13 protein-coding genes and 1 pseudogene are annotated in these 26,588 nt (G+C 44.2%); 7 read left to right on the forward strand and 7 right to left on the reverse strand.

Features of this window, described 5'->3' with window-relative positions; genetic code table 11:
- Together L4D78_RS19790 and L4D78_RS19795 are read left to right on the forward strand one after the other, a co-directional pair.
- Positions 1-342, forward strand: a pseudogene (locus L4D78_RS19790) (hypothetical protein); the annotation flags it as partial.
- An 80-nt stretch (positions 343-422) separates the two neighbouring features.
- Entirely contained in the window at positions 423-2,141 is a 1,719-nt protein-coding gene (locus L4D78_RS19795; RefSeq protein ID WP_428468531.1) for a competence protein CoiA family protein, read from the forward strand.
- 221 nt (positions 2,142-2,362) lie between these two features.
- Here the strand turns inward: L4D78_RS19795 and L4D78_RS19800 are convergent, their stop codons facing one another.
- Entirely contained in the window at positions 2,363-2,689 is a 327-nt protein-coding gene (locus L4D78_RS19800; RefSeq protein WP_428468532.1) for a hypothetical protein, read from the reverse strand.
- A gap of 369 nt (positions 2,690-3,058) precedes the next feature.
- Between L4D78_RS19800 and L4D78_RS19805 the strand changes: the two genes are divergently transcribed.
- Positions 3,059-3,709: a LysE family transporter gene (locus L4D78_RS19805; protein ID WP_428468533.1), complete on the forward strand. Its 651-nt coding sequence runs from the start codon at positions 3,059-3,061 to the stop codon at positions 3,707-3,709.
- Between the two features lie 112 nt (positions 3,710-3,821).
- A complete protein-coding gene (locus L4D78_RS19810; protein ID WP_428468534.1) occupies positions 3,822-4,274 on the forward strand; it encodes a GNAT family N-acetyltransferase in 453 nt (150 codons plus the stop codon).
- 23 nt (positions 4,275-4,297) lie between these two features.
- Here L4D78_RS19810 and pfaD read toward each other — a convergent pair whose 3' ends face one another.
- From pfaD to L4D78_RS19830, 4 genes are read right to left on the reverse strand one after another with little or no spacing between them, the layout of a single operon-like run.
- Entirely contained in the window at positions 4,298-5,893 is a 1,596-nt protein-coding gene (gene pfaD / locus L4D78_RS19815; protein ID WP_428468535.1) for an eicosapentaenoate synthase subunit PfaD, read from the reverse strand.
- A 15-nt stretch (positions 5,894-5,908) separates the two neighbouring features.
- A complete protein-coding gene (locus tag L4D78_RS19820) occupies positions 5,909-11,731 on the reverse strand; it encodes a hotdog fold thioesterase (RefSeq protein ID WP_428468536.1) in 5,823 nt (1,940 codons plus the stop codon).
- The gene (locus tag L4D78_RS19825) at positions 11,728-13,809 is read right to left on the reverse strand and encodes a PfaB family protein (protein ID WP_428468590.1); all 2,082 of its coding nucleotides are present in this window, start codon (positions 13,807-13,809) and stop codon (positions 11,728-11,730) included. Before L4D78_RS19825 ends, L4D78_RS19820 begins: the two co-directional genes overlap by 4 nt.
- A 26-nt stretch (positions 13,810-13,835) precedes the next feature.
- A complete protein-coding gene (locus L4D78_RS19830) occupies positions 13,836-21,644 on the reverse strand; it encodes a phosphopantetheine-binding protein (protein WP_428468537.1) in 7,809 nt (2,602 codons plus the stop codon).
- A 645-nt stretch (positions 21,645-22,289) separates the two neighbouring features.
- Here L4D78_RS19830 and L4D78_RS19835 point away from each other — a divergent pair.
- Positions 22,290-23,174 (forward strand): 4'-phosphopantetheinyl transferase family protein, encoded by an 885-nt coding sequence (locus L4D78_RS19835; RefSeq protein ID WP_428468538.1) that lies wholly within the window; start codon positions 22,290-22,292, stop codon positions 23,172-23,174.
- 53 nt (positions 23,175-23,227) lie between these two features.
- On the opposite strand, the gene L4D78_RS19840 is transcribed toward L4D78_RS19835, so the two are convergent.
- Positions 23,228-23,632 carry a thioesterase family protein gene (locus L4D78_RS19840; protein WP_428468539.1) on the reverse strand — a complete coding sequence of 135 codons (405 nt, stop codon included), beginning with the start codon at positions 23,630-23,632 and terminating at the stop codon, positions 23,228-23,230.
- A 303-nt stretch (positions 23,633-23,935) separates the two neighbouring features.
- Here L4D78_RS19840 and L4D78_RS19845 point away from each other — a divergent pair, with 303 nt between their 5' ends.
- Both L4D78_RS19845 and L4D78_RS19850 read left to right on the forward strand, forming a co-directional pair.
- A complete protein-coding gene (locus L4D78_RS19845; protein ID WP_428468540.1) occupies positions 23,936-24,667 on the forward strand; it encodes an alpha/beta fold hydrolase in 732 nt (243 codons plus the stop codon).
- A 30-nt stretch (positions 24,668-24,697) separates the two neighbouring features.
- On the forward strand, positions 24,698-25,276 hold the full coding sequence (locus L4D78_RS19850; RefSeq protein WP_428468541.1) for a class I SAM-dependent methyltransferase: 579 nt from the start codon (positions 24,698-24,700) through the stop codon (positions 25,274-25,276).
- A gap of 154 nt (positions 25,277-25,430) precedes the next feature.
- Here the strand turns inward: L4D78_RS19850 and L4D78_RS19855 are convergent, their stop codons facing one another.
- Positions 25,431-26,468, reverse strand: coding sequence for a M26 family metallopeptidase (locus tag L4D78_RS19855; protein ID WP_428468542.1), 1,038 nt, complete (start codon positions 26,466-26,468; stop codon positions 25,431-25,433).
- Positions 26,469-26,588 lie beyond the last annotated feature (120 nt).

Below are 26,588 nucleotides of genomic sequence, written 5' to 3' on the forward strand. Positions count from 1 at the left end.
CATGAACGCGGTGAATTAATAACTGCAATGCTTCGGCTTGTTTGCACGGTGTACCTGGTAGAGAAAAGAAAGTACAAATCTCATAAAGGGTGTCGATTATCTGTTGATGCAATCCCGAGCGTATTACAAAGCTTTGATGAGCAGAAGCCGCCAGTCCGTATGTTGATTATGATGATGTTTTGTCATGGTTCCCGTATAGGTGAAACCCGCAAAGCACGATGGAGTAATATCAGCTTTACTCGTAAGCAGTGGCTTTGGCAAGTGAATGGGCATATTTGGTTCGTCGCTATGAGGTTAGACAGACCGGTGGGGTTGGGTATTTATACGCAAAGACTGAAATAAGTTGAGACATTTTACTCAAGCATCTTATTAGAATTATCTGCACTCGATCGTTATCATGGCTGAAAGGATTGATTTTGTGAATGATTGAGATGTTGATACCATTCGGGCTTAAAGATAATCAAATATTTCATGTCGAAAGTGTTCCTAATGGTCTTGCATGCGGTTGCATTTGTCCGGAATGTCGGCAGCCTCTGATTGCAAAGAATCAGGGAGAGCGCAGGCGTCCCCATTTTTCGCACGCAAAAGATACTGAGTGTTATGATTATCATGCGATGACGTACTTACATCAGTACGCTCAGCAGCTTATAGAGTCTGAGTGCAAGATAGTACTGCCAGAGTTTTCTCATACCCCTAAAATCAAGCTCAAAGATGGTTCATCTATAACAGGTGAGACATTTACAATTCCAGAGATAGAAACTTCACTAGATAATATCCAAAGTGAGTATTCATGGAATCAATTTAGAATCGATAGTTTTGCAACTTTAAAAGGGCGTTCTTTATTTATCGAGATCACGGTTTCTCATGATAATACACCTGAAAAAATTTCAGCCATAGAAAAAGCAGAACAGCCAGCAATTGAGGTAGTTTTAACTAGCTTATATGGAACCGATGAGCTCTATGATGATAAAGCAATTCGTTCCGCCGTATTTAATTCTAAAAATGCTAAGTGGATACATCACCCCAGAGCGGTGGAGTTCTTAAAGCCATTGTATGCAAAGCTTCAAGAGGAAGCTGACAGGTTGAATTATGAGATCATTCAACGTCAAAAGGCTGAACTAGCTAGACAACGAATTGAAGAAGAAAAAGAGAGGGTTCGATTAGAAAGGCGTGAAGAAGCTAAACAACAGCTACGTTCAAAACTTGATGCAGATCTATCGTGGTTAAATAGCTTATCTAGTGAATGGATAAATGAATATGAATACTCTAAGCGTAAGCTAGTTCCCGTATTTCCTAAATGGGTTGATCTAGAAACTGTAGATTGTCTAATCGGAATAAGGGTCGATGGATATTGGATCTTCAATTGTTGTTGTGAACATTGGCAGGCGCTCATTCTCAGTTTTTTGTATAAAAATGGGATGGATAGAGCGTTTAATGCTAACGATGTGAAAAAGTTTGTTGTGAAGTTTGCTGGTATAAATGAGCATATGAACCGTCTAAACATTGCACAGTATGAAGCTAGGCAAAAAGCTTTAGCGAAAGGCTCAAAATCAAACTGGAGAGGAGCCTGGTATTTAACATGGGAGGAAAACGAAAGGATAATCTCTCCCTATTATGCCGTTTTAAGTTATTTGGAGCATTTAGTCGCTTGTGATGTTCTTAGTCGTAGCAGAGACTTAAAGTCTTTTTACTTAAAAGATTACAAACTGAATGACTATGAGTTAAGGATTAATTCTGAATCTCAAGCGGAAGAGGAGAGAAAAAGGTTACGAGAGGAGCGTGCAAGGTTATTGATTGAAGATCAAGAGCGCTTAGATAGAGAGCAAAGAAAGTTGATTGAGCGGCGTAAGGCGATAACAAAAGAGCTCCAACAAAAGCGAATCGTAGCTATGATAGAAGCGGATAAACTTGTTTTTCAAGAGCATGATGGTGAAGGTTTAAGGTGTAATAGCTGTTACTTTATCTCCCCTAACTCTACTTTAATTCGGGATGCTGAGTCTGAGTGCCCTAAATGTGGACAAGTTAGTAAATTACAACCTGAGAAGATTACAAAAGAGTACATAGAAACTGCGATTCATAGATATCGATGCAGCGTATGGCCGAGAAAGAGTTTAGAGTTATTACCTGAATGTGATTTTTGAATATATGTTCTATGATGACACTTAATAAGAAATATTAGGTTCTTCTGGGAGTATATTTCTTGCGTACGAGGCCACAGAGCGGGGAATAAAAAATTTTCGGGCTTTTAAGTCACCACCACCGGATGTTTATTCGAAGTATCCAAGTATGATTAATTGCTCTACAATAAAAACGCCCCTTTGCCCCATTAAAAATGAGGCGAAGGTTTATTGATTTTAGTGTATTAAAAGTCCTTAACGCAAGAACCACTTATATCTGGAGAAACTTTAAAGGAATTATCACCAATACTGATAACTACTGGACCAGCTTGATCCTTGTCATAAAAGGCGCAGTCTTTATCTCCTTTTCGGATGTTGTTTCCTTGAGAGTAATCGTAATACCATGAATCTTTAGTTCCTGCACCAGAGCTGAAACTTTTTTTCGGAGTGCTTTCTCCCGGTTTTAAGTTTGTGAAATTTATTCGGGACTCCGGTCTATCATGATAAGTTACGCTACCTGTTATAGAAACATTAGAGCTATTTTCCACATAAAATTTTCCTTCAGTTGACATGTTAATCCCTCGCCTTGTTTTTTGTGTGTGGTTGTTGATTACTTGTTGTACTTGAAAGTCTGACTCAAGAAGTAATACATTAAATGTAATCCAATGCGTATTAGATGGTATTACGTGTTATTACACATCAAATGTTTTGATACCATGAATGTAAGCGTTCTGATTTTTGGTGTTTAAATGTTTAAGAATCATGGTCATTTAACAAAGCCAGCAAGGTGATGCTTTACAGTCGGCAGTTTTGGTGTGAAGTTGGGAGCGCTTTGTTGGTTCTGTGGGGCACACCTTCTGGCAAGCGTTATATTTTTATTCAACATTTTTGCTCTTTTATGCGATAGTTGCATTTTATAAATCAACAAGGAGGTTGTTTGTATGGATGCTAGTTTGCTAGGTATTTTCGTCACAGTAGCGATTGCTCATTTTTTAGCTCTTCTAAGTCCAGGCCCTGATTTTGTCATCGTTGTAAAAAGTGCCATTCGAAATAGTGGAAAAAATGCTTTAGGCGTGGCATTCGGGATTGCTACAGCAAATGCGGTGTATATAGGTTTGTGTTTAATAGGCGTTGGTTCAATTTTAGCAGCTTCAGTTCCTATAATGATCACACTTAAAATTATTGGTGGTTTGTTTCTTATTTACCTTGCTGTACAAGCAATACGAGCAAGAAAAAATGCATATGAAAATATCGATATTACAGTGTCAAAAATATCTCACCAGACTACTTTTATCCGGGAATTCATCACAGGCTTTATGTCTGGGATCCTAAATCCTAAAAATCTATTATTCTATTTAAGTCTTTTCACTGTGGTGTTAACCAATGATGTAGGATTTTCTTTTAAAATTGGTTTAGGTATTTGGATGACGTTAGTTGTATTTATCTGGGATGCTGCAATTATTTCTCTCCTCTCTACACCAAAAGTAAGAAGGCAGTTTACTCGCCTAGCATATTACATTGATAAAGTGACAGGTGTTCTGTTGGGGTTAATCGGCTTTACTATCGTCAAATCGGCAATTATACGGCAGTAAAAATATAATAAATTGTGCAAGTTGCCCCTTAACACGCGGCATTTTTGGTATGGAGCTTGGTGGATTCATCGTGGCGCAACTTATGTTCGGCGTAATACTTTTGGAGAGTGTAGTGAATCAAAATGTAATCATTAGAATCGCGCAGTTAAACGAAATGTCATGGGTCAACTCTCAATATGACACGGTAGGGTTTAAGCATTCTAACTATGACAATGAGCTGATAGCTATTGCAGAGGTTAATGGCGAAAGGGTTGGGGTTGGTCGGCTGCAAAGGGTCGAGCAATCTGCTGCTGAACTCGGTGGGATATTTGTCGAGAAAGAGTATAGAGGTTTAGGCTTAGCATCCAAAATTGTCGGCTTTCTTGTTCAAAACGCTCATTCTTACGAAAAGGTTTTTTGTTTACCTTTTTCTCATTTGAGTCATTTCTACCAAAAGTTTGGTTTTGCCAGCGTGCGTATAGATGAGTTAGTACCTAGCTCGATAGCGAATAAACACCAGTGGTGCAACCACACATACGATAGTGAAACGTTGCTGTTTGTTTTACATAACCAATTAAAAATATAACAAAGCAACCAAGGTGACGGTTGCTATAGCTTAATGCCTTGTGAAGCCAGCAGATTAATTCGAGCTAAATAAGCGGCGCCGTGCATCAGATGTTTTGCAACATCAGCAGCTTGGCGGTTTTTATAATCATCTAAATAGCTGCCTTTCGCCCATGCATTGAACGCACCAAGAGCAGGGCCCGCCCAGATTTGATAGTCCATTTCACGACCCGTTTCACCGGTGTTTGACCAACGGCTAGAAAGGCCAAGGTACCAACGGAAAATCAATGCCATCTTCCGTTTAGGGTTGCCTTCGGCACGCGTAATTTGCTTTGGATCGCGCTCGTTAAAGTGCGCAACTGTGCCAGCCCAGATGTCATCGAGTGTTGAGCGAAAAACCTGAGTTTCCAGCTTATGGCGCTCGTCTGCAGGGATCGCTTCAATAGAATCATAGCGAGTGTAAATGTCATAAAGCTTATTCGCCCGCATAGGGAAGAGCGTGCCGCGTTTAACAACCTGTAACTTAACACCCATTTCAAACATGTCTGCAGCGGGAGCCATGGTGACGTCGGCCATTTCAGTGGTCGAAAGCAGTTTACGCGTATGCTCACTCGCGCCCGCTTCAATACATGCTTGGTTGACAGAGCCTGTAACAATGTAAGCTGCACCCATATTAAAGGCTGCCAGTGCCGCATCGGGTGTGCCAACACCGCCGCCAGTACCGACACGAAGCGGTGTCTTGTATTGGTATTTCGCTTGAATCTCTTCTTTTAGTGCCAAGATGGTTGGTAATAACGTCACCAGAGGGCGGTTATCGGTATGACCACCCGAATCAGCTTCAGCTGTAATATCGTCAGCCATTGGAACGAGCTGTGCTAATTCCATTTGTTCTGGTGTGATTCGACCTTCATCCACCAAACCTTGCAGCATTTTAGCAGGTGCAGGTTCCATGAATTTGCTCGCCACCTCGGTACGGCTTACTTTAGCGATAACTTTGTTAGCAATAACAATATCGCCTTTTTGATCTCGGCTTAAGCCAGCAGCGCGGTATTGTACAATTTGCGGTGTTAGGCCTAAGAACGCAGATGCCTCTACAGTACGTACTTTATGTTTTAGGAATAGCTCAACGCTGCCACGCTCAAGTGCTGGTTCGCTTGGACTGTGGATCAAGTTAAACGCGTAAGGGCCGTTAGGCAGCGCTGCTTGAATACGGTTGATCGCTTGTTCTACACGTGAAGGGATGAGCCCCGCAGCACCGAATGAACAAAGAATACCTGCTTGACCCAGTGCAATCACTAATTCTTCAGAAGAAATGCCATTCGCCATCGCACCTGCGTAGTAGGCATATTTCACGCCATGTACACGACAAAAATCACTGTCACCAAGGCTTTGTGTACCAAGTGCTGGCGCAAATGCACTGACTGGGTGTGTACTGCTAGCGCTTGCGCTATCACCAGAGGTCAGTTCTGCCTCTTGGCTTACCCCAAGCCCTTTTTCAGGGTGATTGATGACGTAGCAGCCGCGGCTGAGGTCTTTTAATACTTTAGCCATTGCTTCGGTATTGAATTGAGTGACACTTTCTTCAACTTGCCATGGCCAAGGAGAAAGCTTTTCGTTATTTAGGGTTGTTTGCGTTGTCATGTTCTAATCCTTAACTCAAGCTTCTTCGATACAAATAGCGATGTCTTTTACTTCGTAAATGCGTAGGCCGTCTTTACTCAAGTTTGCGTCACCAATAATAATGCGCTTACCGTCTTCATCTTTAATTGCTGTGATGTGTACATCGAGCGACATTTGCTTATTCAGTGGGTTGATTTGACCACGGTATTTCCATTTCACTTCCGATTGGATTTGACCAAATTTAGGTGAGCGGAAACCAGCACCAAGATCTTTGTTTAGGGCGTAGGTCTGCATTAGCTCAATAATCGCCTCAACACCTAATGAACCTGGCATAACAGGATCTTGATGGAAGTGGAACTGGAAGAACCAATCACTTGGGTCGATAGTGCGCTCAGCGTATAAGTAACCTAAGCCTTCTTTACCGCCATCACTGGTGATTTGCACGGTATCAATGAAGTTCAAGCGACCGCCAGCAAGCTGGTAGTGCGGCTGTTTTTCACCGGTTGCAGACACTGGTGCGTTGAAGTAACGGCTGGTTTTATCAAGCAAGTCAATCGTCACATCTGGCGTACGATTATTATCAACATGCCAAGGGTGGGTGACTTTACCGTTATCAAGACCAAGTTGATCTTTCAGTGCCGCGCCTTTGAAGTAACCAAATACCGCAGTACCTTGATAGAAAGGAACACCATCTGTGCTTAGCTCAAAGCTGAAGCTCTGAACGATGTTGGTGCCCATCATAACGGTTGAAAGCAGGCGAGAATCATTAACGATGGTTTTACCGCGTAAATCAACCTTACGTAGTATCTTGCCGCTTCCATCAAGGTTACGGAAGAATAGCTCTTCACCTGGGAAGCCAAGGGTTGTACCCATATAACCAGAGATAAAGCCATTTGGCTGCAGAGAAATCTCCATCAATACCGAATAAGGCATCAATGTTTGATGGCTGTTTTCGTCAAAGTACCATGCGTTTTCAGGCACTTCGTATTCTGCAATACATGATGATGGTGTTTTGAAATCACCACGTGTGCCATTAACTTCAATAACACGAGTCGTCAGCTGCAAATCACCACATGGAGTACGAGGTGGGATCATTCCGCGGTAAATTGAGAAGTCAGGGCCGAAACATTTTTCAATATCACCCGTTGCAAATTCAAACATGTGGTACGGCGTAAACGGTACTGTGTCTGGGGTGCGATTCGGGTAGTCAGGCGTAATCGGTGCTTCTACGTGTTGTAGCGGGATCACACCTTTATTGGTCGCGGTTGCTAAATCAGGGATTTGCGCCATCAGCGGGGCATTCGCCGATGCTGCTTTGCTCACATTCGCTTTTGGTGTACTTGTAACTTCAACGTCAAGTGCTACTTCAACTTGTGCTGGCGAATCCTCGACAACGTAATCAGATGAGCTAAGGTAACGTGTACATTCCTCTTCTTCACGGATCATCACACCAAGATTTTGGAAATCCACCACGACTTTGCCATCAAGCAGTATATCGATATTGGCTTTGGCATATGGGCGAGGGCTCAAACCAATTTCTGTCACTTCCATACGGTAAGTTAATACCGCAGATTGTGGCAGTACTTGACCACGACAACGTACTTTTTGTGGCGCGTTTTCAAGCGGCTGGAATCGACCATTTTGTACTTGGGTGTGCATACCTAGGTACATCATGTAGAACTGGAGTAATTGACCACAACCTTCTGCCATTAAAGATCCTGCCATTACGGAGTCGTCTTTAAAATGACAAGGGAAGTACCAGTGTTCAGGTTCTAGTTGTTTATGACCTTCGATCAAGCCAAGTCCCCACGCACCACCTTGTGGTTCAACGCGGCTTACTTGCTCAATCATCATGAATTTTTCAGAACTAAAGCACAATGAAGGTTGGTGGCGATCAGAGATATGACTGTCACCAAAACAACCCGCAATGTTGGCGCTTAGCAAGTGATGCAGCGTGTGGTAGTCGAACTGTGTTTTCTGGCAATGCAGTAACGGATTAAAGTGCTGCTTCATTGCTAGGTTGCGTGCTTTGATTTCGTCTTCAGTGCGGATAACGCCTTTACCGTCAGCAAGTTCTTCATCGGTGAAGAAACCTGCACAGCCGTTATCCATTTTCAGGATCATCTTATCGCCAACAAAACATTCGTACGAGAAGAAGAACAGCAAGGTATCGCCATTACGGGCGAAGTGATTAATCGAGATGTCGTAACGTAGTGTGTCACCACCACGCGGTAAATCACCAAGGAAGGTCAGGGTACAATCGAGCAGGCGGTATACACGCTCGCCTTTGTTTTCAAAGTCGATACCTAAGTAGCTGATCAGCATTAAATCACATTGACCAGATTCAACGGCAACCGCCCAAGGGATTTGGCCATCAACCAAGTAAGGCGCATCGACAGGAATATCGTATTCCGTTGTCATGGTACTTGGTTTGTATTCAAGCATAGTCGCGTCAAGTTTCGTGACACGAGAAACCAAGAGGTAATCTGTGGTTGGCAGCCTTACACGACGTGAGTAGTTGTCGATAATGGCATAGTCTGGGCCAAAGACATTGGCGATATCACCTTCAGCGTATTCAACCAAATCATCGTAATCCCAAATGCATGGTTTACGGATTGGTTTGACTGGTGCTGCATACACGTTTACCGGTTGCGCGACAGCTTGTGTTGTTGTTTGTGCTAGGTCAGATACAGGCGCAGGTTGTGGGTTATAACCCGCTTCCATTTGTGCTGTCACTTCGTTCAATTGCGCTTTTAATAAAGCGTCAGCCATCTTCAAACCTTGTTCACGATTTTGTAAGAAGGCTTGGTGAACTTGTTGAGCAAGTCGTTGGTTTTCGATAAATGCCGCTTGCTGCGATGATGCAGGGCTGTTTGTCTGAGTATTCTGGCTGTTATTAGCGGATAGGACGTTGGTCATATTGCTTGGAATTCCTGTAATCGGCGCTTGGCGTGTTGTGGCCAAAATCGGGGATACGGATGGTTGCGAAGGCGCAATAGGGTTGAACACTGGCTTATGCGGTTTAATTCGCGGTGCAGTATTGGCCACTTTTTGTTGGATAGACGCTATCTCTGCGAGTTCGGCACTGACTATGTGTTGGTAAATGTCACGGCCACCAAGCGTTACTTGCTTGATGAGCTGGCGTTTATTGTCGTTTGCCAGTTCATTGCTTAGGCGAGTGTTTAACGCTTGCGTTTCGGCTTGCGACTGCGAAACGAGCAGTTGCGAACACTGGTTTTCGCTCACACTGGTAACAATGGCTGCTTTGGTCGGCTCGTGCGTTGCTGTGTGATTTAATGTAATTAAACCATGCAGTAAGCTCGCCATGCCTGAAGCGGCAAAGCTATGACCTAAACGTTGATTGGCGTATGTAGGTTTAACGGTGTGCAGTGGTAACTGTAATGCCTCAGTGCTGTTTGGGGCTTGGTTAATTTCCAATACCTTGATGGCAGAGACTGGTACACCCGTTGATGTTAACAAGCGATCCGTGACAGTGTGACTTTGACTGGTAGCACTAAAGCCTGATGCTGTGATTTCACCGTATGAGTGCGAGTCAGAGTTAGAATCAGAACTTGCATCTGTCAGTACGACAGCGCCAGCACCTTCACCGACGTGCCAACCTGAATCTTGTACTGTGTTGGCAATAGGGCGAATGCTGTTTTTCAAGATCACTTGCTCAGCACTGCCACTTAAATCAACCGCGGCGATTACAACAGCATCAAGCGATTCTTGGCTCATGAGGTTTTCAGCCACATCAATACAACGAGCGACAGATTGCTCGGCAGCAGAAATGGTGAAAGCAGGACCGTTAAAATCCCATAGCGACGCAATACGTGACGCCATGATGTTGCCGATGAAGCTGGTGTACTGGTTCAGCTTGGCTGCATCCAACACACTGTCCATTGCAATGGCTTCAAGTGATTCATATTCTGATTCTGTCAGCGTAACGCCCATGTTCGCAAGGCTGTCAGCAAGCTGAGTATGCAGGTTTACGCGTCCACGGAACTGATGCATTTCAAGCTCAGTTTCCATTGCAACTAATACGGCAACTTTCTGGCCTGGTGCTAGCTTGGCATCACGAATGGCTTCATCGGCGACTTTCATCAACAAGAGTTGCTGTGAGATTAAGCGATCGTCTTCGTTTGGCGGCACTTTAAAGCGCAAGAAATCCAATTCAAACTGATCGATATAAGCGCCATGTGGGATAGTCGGTAGACCAAATTGGCTTAATAGCTCAGGGTGTTGGTCTAAACCTTTCCAGCGTTTCTTCGGTAAGGCAACAAATGCATTTTCATTATGTTGAATCGCATGGCTAAGGGCATTAATGGTTTTTAATGATCCGAAGTGCGAAGCAAGACCTGTCACTTTTAGTGCTGTTGAGTGACGCGGTAATGAATTGGCTTCTGAAACTGCCGTTTTCTCCGCTGAGCCTGTTGTTGAGCGTGTTGTCGACTGTGCGTCTGAATAGGCTTCAAGTAACAGGTGAGCATTACAGCCACCAAAACCAAAGACTGAAACGCCAGCGCGACGTTCAGGATTGCCTGTTTTATCTGGCCAAGGTTGCACTTGGGTTGGCAGCGTTTGAGCACCAAATAAACCTTCAGGTGATGACAGAGGCTCTGACAGGTTAATACTTGGTGGGAGCACGCCTTCTTTCATTGCAAAGATCATTTTCATGATCCCCGGCATGCCAGCGGCGGTGAGTAAGTGACCTAAATTTGATTTCGCTGAACCAATCAAAGGTACTTGGCTACCGTTGAGTTTGTCAGCAAAGAAACGCTCCATTGAGGTTAACTCAACTTTGTCACCCAAAGGGGTACCTGTTGCGTGACACTCAATCACTTCAATACTTTCTGGTGACAAGTTTGTGGCTTCATAAGCGCGCTCAAAGGCTTGTACCTGACCTTTGCTATTTGGGCTTAACACAAACTGACCACGACCATCATTCGATAGGCCAATGCCACTGACAACAGCATAAATATGGTCGCCATCGCGCTCGGCGTCTTCTAGGCGTTTTAGTACTAAGACACCAGCACCTTCACCGGCGAACAAGCCTTTACTGTTGCTATCAAAAGGAACAGAAACACCGTGATCTGGGTAGGCGTGGAAAATTGAGAAGCCCATATTGATGAAGAATGGGTCAGCGCCAGAAACTGCACCCGCCAGCATCATGTCGGCTTTGCCTGTACTGAGGTAATCACAAGCCAGTTTTAAAGAATAAACTGAACTAGCACAAGCCGCATCTAGACTTAGCTGGGCACGACCAAGGCCAAGCGCATCAGCCACAATTTTTGATGCGTTGTGTGCAGCAGCACCATTGGCAGTATTTAAAACGTGCGGCTGTTCGTTTGATGGCAACAATGAAAACTGTGGGTTAGCCAGTTTGTCTTGTAGCGCTTTCTCTACGGCTGAGTGATAGAGCGGCAGGAACAAATCATTTGAATGCGTTGTCGGGAATGATAACGCCCCCATGATAACGCCAGTACGTTCAAGTACATCGGCATCAAGTGCAATGCCAGCGTCTAATAGAGCCTTACGGCTGGTATCTAGCGCCCATAAGAAGCTATCGTCTAAGCCATTGAAATAATCAGTGGGTAAACGGTAGCCATTAGGATCAAAGGCGAAGTTTTCGATGTAGCCGCCTTTATCACAGTAAAAGCGGTCTGATTCACCTTGTTGGCCTTGATAAGCGTCTGGGTTTGCACCTAGCTTTTCAGGACGTAATGTTGTGCGCGAATCTTTTTTATCCAGTAGATTGTTCCAAAAATCCTTTGGCGTATCGGCATCCGGATACTGATTGGCGAGGCCAACAATTGCGATTTTTGCCGCCTTGTTAGCCGAATGGTGTTGAGAACTCATACTGGCTCTCCTTGTGTCTGAACTGAAGATTGAGCATCTGAAGCGGCGAGTTGGCAGACAAGGCCGTCAACTAATGGCGAAATAGATAAAGGCACCTGCTGGGTGATCAACTGAGCGATGCATTTCAATAAGGTTTGAATGTCATCACCGCCTTTAGCATTAGTTGCCACAGCAAGGCTATCTGTCACTTTATCTGCACGATTGATCTTATCGATTAAGGTACTGGTTTGGCGGTCAGCGCCTAACTCGATGAACAAACGCGCGCCGTGTTCACGCGCTGCACGAATGAGCGAAGTAAAATCAAGCGTTGAACAAAAAGTATCGGCAATAGATGTCGCAATACTTTGTCTATCTATACTCACTGGCTGATTAGCGTTTTGTGGCAGTAACTCTGCTGCGCTAATAAAACGAATATGGTGCGGGAGCGCATCACATAACGGCTGATTATAAAAATCAGTGACTTGAGCATGCTGGCTTAAAGCCGGTGTAGTATGCATAGCCGTCACGCGGTTAGAGGCAATACCACGTTTACCCAGTTGCTTGAGTAGGGCACGGCAGTTTTGTTCGCAGCCCGCAAGGATGCAGGTATCACCTTGGATAATGGCAAGGTAAGCACGAGGGAACTCAGGTAACAAAGCTTCGATTGCTGCGGGTTCACTGCGGACAAGGAAGCTATTCCATGTGATTTCTTCGTCTTGATTGAGTTGCCATACCTCACGTACTGCCGTTAATTCCCCCGATATTGCGGTGGTGAAAATCGGGCTCGTTTGGGTCATCTCAATCAAAGCATGAGGATTACGCCACACGCCTAAGCTGGCCCACATAGAGGCTTCACCTTTGGAATAACCCAGGGCAAAGTCAGGCTTGACCGAAAAAGAGTCACACAGTAGTTGAGTCAGTATGTAACTGCTTCCAACACCTGCAATAGCAAGCTCACTAAGTGTCATCTCTTGGGAGGAATTCCCAGCCTTTTCATTGCTAGTCGCCGCGTAGGTTTTATCCGCTTGCAGCATTTCCTTGAGATTACCTTCACGCTCTAAACGAGCGTAAAGCTCTGGGAAATACTGGTAAAAATCACGCAGCATGCCCGGGTAGACTGTGCCTACTCCTGGGTAAACAAAGGCCACTTTACCTCGGCTATCAGGTGCTGGCGAAAAGTAGCTACCCGCAGGGGTTTTGTAGTCGGTTTGTTCTGCAATGATGTTGGGTAACACCTTTGTTAGCGCGTTGATTTCTAACAATACAGCAGCTGTTGAAGTGCCTTGCAACACAATGGTTAATTGTGCTGCTGGTGGCTGTGTTGCTTTTAGTTGGATAGATAGCGCTTGAAAACGCACCAAGTTTTGATGCATTAATTCAATTAAAGCGGCTGAACTTAATACTGAATCAGAGCCTAAGTTCTGGCTGAGCTCAGTGATCTTTATTGATAGTTCCGCGAGCTTGGCTGATAGCTCAGTCTCTGTATTTCCCGTAATAATGAAAAATAAACGAGAGGTATCGAGCAGCGGTTTCGCTTCTTTTAAGCCTGTCGCTTGGGTTAAAACCAGGCTAGTGCTGTTTGCTTGGTTTTCAGTAAAGGAGAGATTTTCAGCAGTAAAGCTCAAGCTAGCAACCCGTGCTCTGTTTGGTTCAGTAAACCAATAGTGGCAATCATCACCATCGACTTGCTTATGTCGAGGTTGCTGACGTCGTGCAGCAATGTCATCAATAAGCTGGTACAGCGCTGAAAATTGCTCCGTCGCCGTTGATGCGGTAGATGTTTGCTTGATGCTAACGTCATCAGGTTGGCGGCGTGATTGCTCAATGGCAAGCGGTAAACTTGCCGCTACGCCTGATAAGTAAGCATGTGGATGGATACGATTTTGAGCTGCGGTTAAGCCAGCCATTAACACAATCGAACGACCCGACTGAGAGGTTAATGCCACCGCTTTACCTTGGTTAACTACCTGAATAGCAGTATTCAGTGTGGCAGTAAAATCGTCAGAAAGTTTGATGTTTTCAATCATTAATGACGAAGGTAAAAGGTTGGCAGAAAGCCCAGCGCGAGGCTGGGCTAAAAGAGCGATGCGCAATGGCATCGCTTTATTAATAGAAGAGTCAGCCACTATGACAGAAGCTCCTTTTCTGATTGGGTTTTCACCAAAAATGCCTCATTGAGGGTTTTGCTGATGGTCACTTTAGCCCCTTTCATTACGGCACTTAGGCGTCCATCTTGGTGGTATAACGCAATATTGGCTTGTAGCGAACGGGCTGTGCTTTTAATCACTTCCAGCTCAATCCAGCCGCAGTCACCAGACTGCATTGGTGCATACGAAACAAACTCGCCAATAGCAGATGGCAGGCTTGCAGAACCGTATCTCAATCTTGCCCATACCAACATAGCTTGTAGTAAGCAGTCTTCCGCGAACGGTTGGCTACCACCAGCATGTTGCGTTGGAATAAACGCACCACAATCGCTATCAGAGATATCGGGTAACTGACATTTAGCCACTAAACCGTGATCGTCAAAACGTGTTACAGATTGAATACCTTGCAAGCGAGGCCCATGAAATAGGGTGCCATTGCTGTATAAGTCATTCGCAGTGGTTACAGGTTTTGCTGAATCGGCGGTAAACGTTTTATTGCTGTCTAGTTCCGCATACTCACTATCAAGAACAAGTTGTGCCTGATACTGAGGGCGACCGTTGCAGCTAATTAACGCTTTCCACTCTTCTGTCACTTTGGCATCAGGTGAAATATTCAATGTGAGTGTTTGCACATCATCATTTTCAAAAATCACACCTTTAAGCAGCTTGTAGTTGCGAACGCTAACGTTCGCTCCTAACAATTGCTGTGCTGCTTCACGCATCCATTGAATGGCACATACCGTTGGCAACACAGGGTTGCCAGCGATACAGTGGTCCTTGACGAAAGGCATCGCTTTCGGGTCAAGGTCGCGTGTTACAGTGATGCTTGTATTCAGCGGACTCTGTGCTAACTGCATAGACTCCGCATTAGGCTTTTTTACAGCATTCTCCTTGTTATCAGCACCTTGCATACTTGTGCCGACAAGCAATTGAATACCTGTTTCATTGAGTAGTTGGTTGCTGAATAGATCGGCACCTGCTTGTAGTGGAATAACGTACACACCACGATCAGTGAACATCTTCTTCAGTGCTGGATTTACCATGCCACCATCCCAAGGCCCCCAGTTGAAGCTCATAACTTTCGCTTCAGGATGACGGGCAGAGAATTGCAGCGCTACTTTGTTCAAAATGTCGTTAGACATTGCGTAGTCACTTTGGCCGATATTGCCGTAGAAACTTGCCGCCGATGAGAACATTGCGACTAGTTTTAGTTTGCTGTTATCAATCGCGCTAAGTACTGCTTTTAAACCACCCACTTTGGTGCCGTAAACAAGATTTAACTCATCTAGGGTTTTATCTTGGATATGTTTATCAGCAAGCACTCCCGCGCCGTGGATCAAGCCAGTAATACCGTCGATTTTCGACAGTGTATTGGCCACAGACTCACTGTTAGATACATCAAGGCTGATGTATTCAGCAGTTGCACCAACGGCTTTAAATGCAGAAAGAGCAGTGTTAATTTCGAGGCTACTTAATACTGGGCGAAGTAGGGCATCGACTTTCCTTGGTGTTGGCTTATCACCTAATGATTGAAGGTGGCGAATTGCCGCTGACTTCAATTCATTTTCTTCCTTACCTTGAACCCATTCTGGCAATTCTGATGCAGTAATGTGTTTACTACGACCAGCAAGAATGAAATGTGATTGGCATTGTTTGGCAAGTGAAAGTGCACATTCAAACGTCACGCCTTTAGCGCCACCAGTAACGAGCACTTTGTCGTTTTTGGTTAGCTTAGCCGCTGCGTTTTTGGTCGCGGCTTGACCTGCTTCAACAGCAATCAAAGTCGAACGAACTGTGTTTTCATCTACCAAGTTAAAGCCAACTTCTACTGCTTGAGTATTAATATCGAATAACTCAGCGTAGATAGCTTCTGCAAGGTGGCGTGCATCCAATACTGGCGCTGCATCAATTGCACGGCAGAATACATTTTGCCACTCATGGCTTAGGGTTTTGGTTAAACCAGCAAGTGCTGCTTGGTTGAGTTCTGCTGTTGCTAGTTGTGCTGCATCCGCATAACCAAAACCACCATCAATGCGACTTACCGTGAAGAACACGCGACGGCCTGTTGAGTTTGAATTGTTTAATTGGCTGTTAAGTAATTTGGCAAATAAGAATGCAACGTCGATATTGGCCTTTGCATCATCATTTAGGGCAATACTTGTTGTGTCTTTTGCTTCTGAGTGCGGTTGAAGGTGAATAAAACCAGCAATCTCTTGCTGTTCTTTTTCGATATCAGCAATAACCGCAGTGATGCTTGCGTCATCAATACTTGCTAAGTCGTAGCTTTTGATTTCAGTGCTTAGCGGTGATGCGGCAGATAGTGGACTGCGAACAACAGCGACTTGTAAGCCATTTGCCGTTAATTTCTCTGCTAGAACACCAGCGTTGTGACCATCATCGGTGATCACAACACATGCATTTTGAGCGAAACAGTCTGATAGTTTATCTACCGCTGGTAACTTTTTTAGCGCTACCTCGTTATGCGGAGGAAGATCGGCGTTTGCTGTTGAAATCGATGCAGTTTCAGTCGCGACTGGTGCTGATGCGTTAGCACTAGAAGAGTCCGCAGTAAGCTTACTTTGCATATAGGTAACGATTTCACCGAGTGTACGGCACTCAGCTAGATCTTCTGGATTCAGCTCTGGCAGTGAAGGCAATTGGTCTTGCACTGTCCCTAGAATTTCAACGCGCTTGATAGAGTCGATACCAAGGTCAGCTTCCATATCCATAGCAAGGTCAAGCATTTCTGCAGGGTAACCCGTCTTATCAGCCACAACTTCTAGCATGGTGCTTTGCACGTGTGCGGCATCTAAACCGCTAGATGCGACTGTTGGAGTAGCTACTGACGCATCCACAGCTGTTACTGATGAAGCAGCAGGTAGTTTACTGTTCATGTAATCCACGATTTCGCCAAGCGTACGGCACTCAGCTAGATCTTCTGGATTAAGCTCTGGTAGTGAAGGCAACTGGTCTTGCACTGTCCCTAGAATTTCAACGCGCTTGATAGAGTCGATACCAAGATCTGCTTCCATGTCCATTGCAAGGTCTAGCATTTCAGTAGGGTAGCCTGTTTTATCAGCTACAACTTCAAGCATGGTTGTTTGCACTTGTGCCGCGTCTAAAGCGCTAGATGCGGCTACAGGAGCCACTGTTGCAGATGCTGTTGTTACCGATGAAGGAACAGAAACAGCAGGTAATTTGCTATTCATGTAATCAACGATTTCGCCAAGCGTACGGCACTCAGCTAAGTCTTCTGGATTCAGCTCTGGCAGTGAAGGTAGTTGGTCTTGCACTGTCCCTAGAATTTCAACGCGCTTGATAGAGTCGATACCAAGGTCTGCTTCCATATCCATGCCAAGATCTAGCATTTCAGTTGGGTAACCTGTTTTATCGGCTACAACGTCTAGCATGGTGGTTTGAACTTGCGCGGCATCTAAACCGCTAGATGCGGTTATTGAAGCGACTGTTGAAGCTGCAACTGGCGCAGCCGCTACATTGGCCACAGACACTGGGGCAGAAACAGCAGCTAGCTTACTATTCATGTAATCAACGATTTCACCAAGTGTACGGCACTCAGCTAAATCTTCAGGGTTCAGTTCTGGCAGTGTTGGCAGTTGATCTTGCACTGTTCCTAGAATTTCAACGCGCTTGATAGAGTCGATACCAAGGTCTGCTTCCATATCCATTTCTAGATCAAGCATTTCAGTTGGGTAACCGGTTTTATCCGCTACAACCTCTAGCATGGTGTTTTGTACTTGCTCTGCGCCTAAGCTGCTAGCGCTTTGAGCTGGTGTAGCTTGAACAGGTGCTGCTGTTGTTGTAGATGCCGCGCTTGCTGGCATTTTGCTATTCATATAGCTAACAATTTCAGCAAGTGTGCGACACTCAGCCAGATCTTCAGGGTTCAGTTCTGGCAGGTTAGGTAGTTCGTATTGAACTGTGCCTAAAATCTCAACGCGCTTGATAGAATCGATGCCTAGGTCGGCTTCCATATCCATATCTAGATCAAGCATTTCAGTTGGGTAGCCCGTTTTTTCAGCAACAACATCGAGCATTACTTTTTCAGGGTTTGCTGCGGGTGCGGATACCGTGATTTGCGGTGCAGCCGCTGATTGCATGGTGGCAGATAGCGACGGTGCTTGAGCAGGTACTACCGTTTGTTGAGCAGCAGGTTTTGGTGCAGTTGCTTTAGGTCTTGGTGCTTCTGAAGCTGCAACTGTGTTTACTTTCGGTTCAGCTTTAACAACTGGCGCAGACGCTGCTGATACAGAGACTGCTGGCGCTGTGATTGTCTGAGTTTGAGCCACAGGCTGAGCTGTAGCGACTGCTTGTACAGGCGCTTGAGCTGGAACGCGTGCAACTGGCTGTGTTGATACCATACCTAATGCTGCATTGTTGCTGTTTGCTTGCAGTGAAAGGTAGTTAGCGTGTGCTTTTAAGGTATCCGCTTGATGCTGGTGGAAGAGTTCCATTGAGCGCTGTAGGCTTTCTGGAATGGCAATGCCGGCAGCTGCCATTTTCGCTTGCTCTGTCATGAGTGCCGCGAAGGTATCGCCGTACTGCTGAGGGATAGCAAGGAATTGCTGATGAAGATCAGCAGCTTGTTGTTGTGCGTTGAAGAATGCCGTTAATGAATCATCACTTACTGAAGTAAATGCTGATGTAGTAGCAGGCGCTGTTGCATGCTGCTGAGCTTGTATTTGTGCTGGCACTGACGTGACAGGTGCTGAGTTTACAGCCGTATCTGCTACTGAAACAGGCACTTTCACTTCGCGGATTTCGGTTTTAATGATTTCTTTTTCCACAATCTTCTCTACCACTTTTTCAACTTCAACAATTTCAGTGAGTGGGGCAATTGCGCCAGTTGCTAACGATTTCGCCATTTTCTTGCGAGTCGCATCACTGATGTAGTTGGTTGCATGAAGCTTAATGTTCATTGGCGATGCAGCTGCTGGTGCTGCAATTTCCGCTTGGTAAGGGTCAATCGTATTTAACGAGACACCAGCAACGGCCAGTTGTACTGCGGCTAAACGTAACTGCTGATCGCTGTCACCTTTAGGGTTTGGGTTTAGGCTGATGGTGCATAACTCATCAGACTTAGCTTGCAGTGTTTTCTCAACCAGTTTTTGCAGGATATTCTTCGGCCCGAACTCAACGAATACACGTGCACCCGCTTGATACATGGCTTCTAACTGAGTACTGAAACGAACAGATTGCAGCATGTGCTGTTTGAAGGCTTTCTTAATCGCTTTGCCATCTTTCTTATGCAGTTCACCTGTTGCATTTGAATACAAAGGTAAAGCGGGTGCAGTGAACGATGCTTTATCGATTGCAGCGGCAAATGGCTTTTGGGCGTGAGCAACCAAAGGCGTGTGGAATGCGCCCGAAACAGGCAGTGAAATCGCTTTGAATCCTTGCTCTGTCAATGCTTTTGCTGCTTGCTGTGCGCCAACTGTAGGGCCTGCAATCACAAGCTGACTTGGTGCATTGTAGTTCGCAATGCTGACGCCTTCGAAGGCACTGATACACTTTTCAACATCGGCAAGCTTGTCGGCATCAAGGATAACGGCGTACATAGTGCCGCTATCGCCTTCAGCAGGCTTAGCAGCCATCGCATTACCGCGCTCAAAAGCGAGCTTGTAGTAATCGTCTTGCGAAATAACACCAGATGCGCATAAAGCACTGAGTTCACCAAAGCTGTGGCCAGCAACCATGTCGGCTATAAAACCTGCTTGTGTCATCAGGTCGAATTGACCCATAGACATCACACCGATTGCGCTTTGTGCGTTGGCGGTATTGGTAAGTGTCGCTTCTTGAGCTGCCACATCTTCTTTGCTGAAGGCTGGAACAGGGAATAGCACTTGAGAAAGAACGGTTTTATTGTTCTGACCAAACACCTGATCGGCATTAGCTAACTGGTTACGCATTTCAGGGTAGTAACATGCCAGTTCACGGCCCATATTCAGGTATTGTGAACCTTGACCGGCAAATAATGCTGCCACTTTGCCAGTTTGCTTGTCACCAACCAGTGCTGAAGCACGGTAGCTAGTACCGTTTGGCAGTTGCCATTGTGTTGTATCTTGTTTTTCTAGCTGTGATAAGGCTTGAGTCAGCAATGTTTGTAGCTCATCGACGGATTTCGCCACTAAGCCTAAACGTGCATCACCCGCTGCAATTTCACGCAGGCCATGTGTTTTAGCTAACGCAGTCAGTGCTGTGTCATCCGTTTGAACAAGTTTGATGTGTTCTTTGAGCTCAGCAATCAGGGCATCACGGGTTGGTGCATTAAACAGGAGTGTTTGAGCAACTTCACGTTGGCGGTATTGGTCGTCACGTTGGTGTTCAGATGTGTACTCTTCAAGCACGACGTGGAAGTTTGTGCCACCAAAGCCGAAAGAGCTGATACCTGCACGACGTGGTGTACCGTCAACACGTTGCATCCAAGGACGCATTTCTGTGTTGAGGTAGAAAGGCGAGTCTTCGATATTTAGTTTCGGGTTTGGCTTAGAAACATTAATTGTTGGCGGTAGAACTTTATGGTGAAGGGCTAGGGCAGCTTTGATTAAACCCGCTGTACCTGCTGTTGATTTAGTATGACCAATTTGAGACTTCACAGAGCCTAATGCAATATGTTGCTTTTGGTCATTACCTTCACTAAAGACAGAATTCAACCCGTTGAATTCTGCAACATCACCTGCTGCTGTACCTGTACCGTGAGCTTCTAATAAGCCCAGCGTTTGAGGTGCAAAACCTGCATCATCGTAAGCGCGTTTAAGCGCTTTGGCTTGGCCTTCAGGGCGCGGTGCATAAATACTTTTGAATTTACCGTCAGATGATGCGCCAACACCTTTGATTACTGAGTAAATACGGTCGCCATCACGCTCTGCATCTTCAAGTCGTTTCAACGCGACCATACCGATGCCTTCACCAATCATCATACCTTTTGAATCGATATCAAAAGGTTGGATAGTTTCGTTAGTGGTGAAAGCGGGGGTTTTTGAAAAGCTCATGTACATGGTTGGTGAGTTATCGGTACACACACCACCTGTGATCATCATTTCACTGCGACCGTCAACAAGCTCACCTAACGCCATACGAAGTGCTGCAAGCGAGCCTGCACATGCCGCATCAACCACGCAGTTAATACCACCTAAATCGAAGCGGTTAGCAATACGACCCGCAATAACGTTACCGAGCGAGCCTGGGAACGAGTTTTCTTCCCAATGGATGTACTGATCTTGGAACTTTTTGATCAGCATTTCGCTGTCTTGCTCGTTGATGCCACTGCTAGCGAAGACTTTCTTCAGAACAGGGTATTGCAAACGTGCATTTAGGCTTTGGCTGATTTTTTGTCCGCCACCTACACCTAAAGTAATACCAATTTTATCGCGGTCGTAACCTTCAGGCAGTTTTGCATCGGCTAATACTTCTTTTGCCACAATCAGTGATAGCAGCTGTGACGTATCTGTTAGTTCTAGAATATTTGGCGGAAGACCAAACTCCATAGGGTTGAAATCGACTTCAGGTATGAAGCCACCACGTTTACAGTAAGACTTATCTGGCGTGCTTTTGTTTGCATCGTAATAGTCTTCAGGGCGCCAGTGCGTGTCTGGAACTTCTGTAATCGCATCAATTTTTTCACTAATCAAATCCCAGAACTTATTTAAGTAACGAGAGTTAGCAAAAATGCTCGCCATGCCAACAATAGCAACAGGCATGTCTTTTAAGCGTTTATTGAGTCGCTGATTTTCTTGCGATTCAGATGTGGTTTTTGGGGGTTGGCTCATTATGAGTCTCCGCTCAGCACTGAGGTAAGCACGAAGATGCGCTTATAAAAAAATAAGTAGAGGCAGGATAGTGCCAAGATGAAGAGTGAGTAGACAACTGCATGTTAAAACGCAGGTGTTTTATCAGTTTGACAAGGCAATGTTGTCAGGTAATCCATAGTGCTCGTATCCATTACTATCCTGTAGAGCAGCAGCGTTATGCATCTTGTGGAATTTAGATTCCACTGCAATGTTTATCGCTGAATCAGTCAATGGTTGAGCAGCCTACCCGAGGCGGATAGTGGTTACAATCGCCTGAGTAAGAGGTTGGATCTCTTCAGACCAGTTCAGATTTATTAATTCCTGTATTTTGTAATGATATTTACCTTAACTTATTGATATTAAAGCTAGCGCTGGGGTTTTTTGGTGTAAATACTCGATTTTTCATACTTTAGTGATCTGCGTAACATTTTGTGAAAAAAAGTTTTATTGCTCCTTGTGTGGTGAGGGTTTGATGTGATGGATTATAAATTTTATTGGTCAGTCGTCTGACCTGTGCTATGTTGGGTTGTCGACCTGTTACTGAGTTGTTTTGACGACACAGTGACGTATAATACATACTACAAATTTTACTTGGACTGATTGGAATTGACGCTGAAAAATACGGTGGACTTATGGTTTCTCGCATTACCAACAATGCATAAAAATGTAGAAGCTTTTTCCTCTACGGTGGCAATTGATCATTCCTATTTGATTCATCAAGCTTGCCCTTTACTTAACGAAGAAGAGTTAGCCAAAGCGATGCGCTACCGACAGCCTTTGGCACGTATGCACGCCATTTACATACGTGCATTTCTTCGTGTAACCCTGTCTCGTTATGCGCGTATACTTCCTCACGAATGGTGTTTTGAATATGGCGAGCAAGGCAAACCGAATTTGTGTAAAACACAGCGTCAGCAAACAGGCTTGGTCTTTAATTTAAGCCATAGTGGTGATCAAGTATTGCTGGCTGTTACGCAAACGGCAGATCAAGAGATAGAGCTAGGCGTTGATATCGAGTGTGAAAGAGAAGAGCTGTCTATTAGCACTATCATGGAAAATTACTTTCAACCACAAGAAATAAAATCATTAATGCAGTTGGAGCTGAGCGATCAGCGCCGACGTTTCTTTGATTTGTGGGTGCTTAAAGAGTCGTATATTAAAGCGACAGGGCTTGGGCTTGCTCAATCGTTAAAATCATTTGGTTTTGATTTTTCTTTAAGCAATAAACAGCTGCTATCACTTTTCGATGAAAAACCGGCGAGTGAACAATCACTCGAAATAGTGACGGGTATTGTGGTAAATACATTGGAAGGCTGTGTGGGGGAAGGCAGTGCAGGTGAAGACACATGCTTTGATTACAGTGAGCAAGCGGGAGGGCAAGTATGGTCCATATTTTTAGGGCGTTTGTCAGCAAGCTATCGTTTTGGCTTGATGGTGAAAGGACGTAAATTGGATGTGTCTTCTATTTACGCCCGTAGAGTTTCTCTAGTGAGTGTACTCAATGATTAGGTTGCTGTGCCTTCATTGCCAATCGTAAAGCAACTTGTTTTTAAATCTTGTCTCTAAACCATAGATGCCATGCTATCAAGCAAATCTTGTGGGATCGGTTGTAGATGCTTTTGCTTGTTTAAACAGATCATTTCAATATCGCCAATCACGGCGGCGCGTGTAGCGTTAGGGCGCCATAATTCTTGTCGCCACAGGGTTTTGTATTTTCCATCTAGCGTAACGCTGGTGCGAATATCGCAAACTTCTGCAAATTCAACACCATCTTGAAAGATCATATTGGCTTTATACACAGCGAAACCAAGGCCATGCTCATTCCATAAGGTTGCGAGTCTATCGCTGTCGATAATGTGCTCACGAGCTCGTTCAAAATACTTCAAGAAGTTTGGGTGATAAACAACACCTGAATGATCGGTATCTTCGTAATAAATTTGTACAGGATGATGATGAATAGTTGTCATTGTTCAGGGTGTCTCGATTAAGTTGTTTTTGTGGATGCTGCCAAGCACTCTAATAAGCAAGACACTCTACATGACTGTATTTGTAAATTTAATTGGTTTTGAACTGGTCATAGCAGCGGGAAGCCTTGTCTGGGTATTAGACTTGAGCAACTAGCACTCAAGGATCCAACCAATGGCAAGAGCTTGTAGGGTAACAGCCATGTTCATCACGAAAGAGGTTATGGTAGCCCTAAAACGTTTCGTATTCTTAAGTTTGAAGAAGGGAGTCCATGTCATTCGTTAGGCTTCTAGGAGGTTTCTACTATGTCTGGTGAGTTAATACTGTTAAGAGGCTTATTTCGAGGTAGTTACCACTGGGGTGATTTTCCTAAGCGATTACACAGCACTTTTCCAGAATTTGTAGTTACTTGCATTGATATTCCAGGCAATGGTTATTTGTCTTCGGAAGTGTCACCAACGACTATTTCCGGAATGGTTGAAAGCGTCAGGAAACAGCGTAGTGGCAAAGGTAAAGCGTATATTTTGGCTGTTTCAATGGGCGGTATGATAGGACTAAAGTGGGCAGAGCTTTACCCAGAAGAAATTGAGTCTGTGATCTGTGTAAATACGAGCGCAAAGGGCTATAGCCCTTTCTACGAAAGGCTGTTGCCCCGAAATTACCTAAAGATTGTAAAGGCTCTAGTTTCGAGACCGTACAATCGAGAGGCGGTAATTTATCAAATGGTATCAAACCAGCCTTTCAACCTAACTACCGTAAACGAATGGGCAAACTATAATAAAAAGTATCCGATGAACATTTCTAACTTCTGGCGACAGCTATTAGCAGCCAGTAAATTTGTAGTTGCGCGTCCTGAATGCGATATACATTTTATTTCCTCCGAAAATGATAGGCTAGTAAATACCAAAGCAACTAAAGCTATTGCAAGTGCGTGGAATGTTTCGGTCATCTCAAATGAAGTAGATGGTCATGATATAGCGCTAGACAACCCTGAGTGGCTCTTGAGTATAATAGGCTCAATTTGGCTCGAAGCTTAACAGGGCATTATATGATTTAAGGAGAAATCTTTGAGTAATTGGGATGATGTTGCTGATAAAGTTGAGTTTAATCTTCAATTAATTAGCGAATTACTTATTAATACGGTTCCTTATTCTAGCCAAGTTCTCGATTTTGGTTGTGGGTATGGAAGAGTAGCTAATGAGCTTTACAGCTTAGGTTATAAAAGTATTTGTGGTGTTGATTCTTCATTGGAAATGATTAATCGTGGGAATAATGAATTTCCTCACCTTGAACTGAGTTACTCGAAAGGTTCACGGCTTCCTTTCTTGGATGCTTCGTTTGATGCCATTGTCACGTGTGCTGTTTTTACTTGCATTCCAGAAGAGCAAATTAGGGTAAATGTTGTTTCTGAGCTATTAAGGGTTTTAAAGCCAAATGGGGTCATTTATTTGGCTGAATTTTGTTCTGATGAAGGCCGATTTTTCACTTCAGGTGTTGGGGTTCCAATGTGGCACGGAACTCAGTCTGAAATCGAAAATATAGTAAATGGGTTAATAATAGAAAAATCTATGGTTGTTAATAACCAAACGATGACAGGTCATAATAGTAAAGCTTGTCACATAGTGGCTAGAAAATATTATAATTAGCATTATGCTTAATACACTCGCACAGTCAGTTTTTCGAGTGTTTCGCCTTTTAAGGCGTAATTTAGCTGGCTGCAATATCGAATAGATAATTTGGAAATCACTTATAGAGATAAACAAAAATAGGCTACTAAATGTAGCCTATAGATCGTAGGTATTATAAACGACAGATATCGGGTGGAAGTGTACTCTGTTCGGTGTCGTCGAAGTATAGGTTTGTCGTCAGTGGCTCTGGTTTTTTGCTATCGTAAGTAAACCAAGGTAATGATACTGCAGCATCGTTGGTTGAGATGTTTTCCAGCACATTTTTTGCCGATTCTTCATCTATAGCAATAAAGCCAGCGGCTATACCGTTGTAATTTCGTGTTGCATGAGGGCGAAAATTACCTGAAGTGTTGATGATCTCGGCATTTGATAAATATGACTTAAACATACGACCGACAACCAAGCCATTGTAGCCGCTTTTGCCGTTGTCAGAGTCATTGATGGTCGTTGCTGTTATAGACGTGAAGATTGCCTCGGAATCATCAAGTCTACCGTAGACGCCGCCAATATCGCCACTACCATACTTTTCATTTTTAACGACGATGTTGTTATTAAGCACAGATGCTCGGTTCGACCAAGCTCCGTCTTCCATCCAGCCAACTAATCCACCCACTTTCTTTGATTGGTCTGTAGTATCTATTTGGTTGTTTATACTTGAAACATTATATAGGCGAGTACCACTGACACGTCCGGCAAGAGAGCCAATGCCATATAAGCCTTCTGGCTGATTTACTGTGATACTGTTTTGGATAACAACATTATCGATATTACCATTTTCAAGATAGCCAGCTAGAAAACCAGCCGCATAAGTATATGATGAATAAGTACTTTCTAATTTAAAGTCATTGAGGGTGAGGTCGGCAATATAGCCATTTGGAATGTGGCTGAATAAGCCGAGATAGCGGTTATTACTTTTGATCGACAGTCCCGATATTGTATGGGAGTTACCTAGAAGGTGGCCTCGGAACATTATTGGTTCACTAAGCTCATAGCCATAGCAATCTATATCAGATTCGAGGATATATGTTTTAGTACTATTGTTTTCAATTGCCAGTAAATCACTGCAGCTTGAAATGATATTTGAGTCTGCAGCACTGACTGAAAGAGGGGACAGGGCTAGTATCATTAAATACGTTTTGCTTATTCTCATTAAAATCTATTCCTTTAGAAAAAGAGTCATCAGTTAACACACTTTAACATTGTGCAACTGATTTTATATGGTGTGTATTTTTTATTCCAAGGAAAATGCGTGATTATTTAAGTGTTAAAC

Origin of the sequence: Photobacterium minamisatsumaniensis (assembly GCF_050336695.1) — a bacterium.
Classification (GTDB): Bacteria; Pseudomonadota; Gammaproteobacteria; order Enterobacterales; family Vibrionaceae; genus Photobacterium; species Photobacterium minamisatsumaniensis.

Coding starts and splice junctions, on each gene's coding strand:
- pfaD (WP_428468535.1), bottom strand. CDS start 5,893: ATGACAACGCAAACAACCCTAAATAACGAAAAGCTTTCTCCTTGGCCA.
- L4D78_RS19795 (WP_428468531.1), top strand. CDS start 423: ATGATTGAGATGTTGATACCATTCGGGCTTAAAGATAATCAAATATTT.
- L4D78_RS19855 (WP_428468542.1), bottom strand. CDS start 26,468: ATGAGAATAAGCAAAACGTATTTAATGATACTAGCCCTGTCCCCTCTT.
- L4D78_RS19800 (WP_428468532.1), bottom strand. CDS start 2,689: ATGTCAACTGAAGGAAAATTTTATGTGGAAAATAGCTCTAATGTTTCT.
- L4D78_RS19805 (WP_428468533.1), top strand. CDS start 3,059: ATGGATGCTAGTTTGCTAGGTATTTTCGTCACAGTAGCGATTGCTCAT.
- L4D78_RS19820 (WP_428468536.1), bottom strand. CDS start 11,731: ATGAGTTCTCAACACCATTCGGCTAACAAGGCGGCAAAAATCGCAATT.
- L4D78_RS19825 (WP_428468590.1), bottom strand. CDS start 13,809: ATGCCATTGCGCATCGCTCTTTTAGCCCAGCCTCGCGCTGGGCTTTCT.
- L4D78_RS19830 (WP_428468537.1), bottom strand. CDS start 21,644: ATGAGCCAACCCCCAAAAACCACATCTGAATCGCAAGAAAATCAGCGA.
- L4D78_RS19840 (WP_428468539.1), bottom strand. CDS start 23,632: ATGACAACTATTCATCATCATCCTGTACAAATTTATTACGAAGATACC.
- L4D78_RS19845 (WP_428468540.1), top strand. CDS start 23,936: ATGTCTGGTGAGTTAATACTGTTAAGAGGCTTATTTCGAGGTAGTTAC.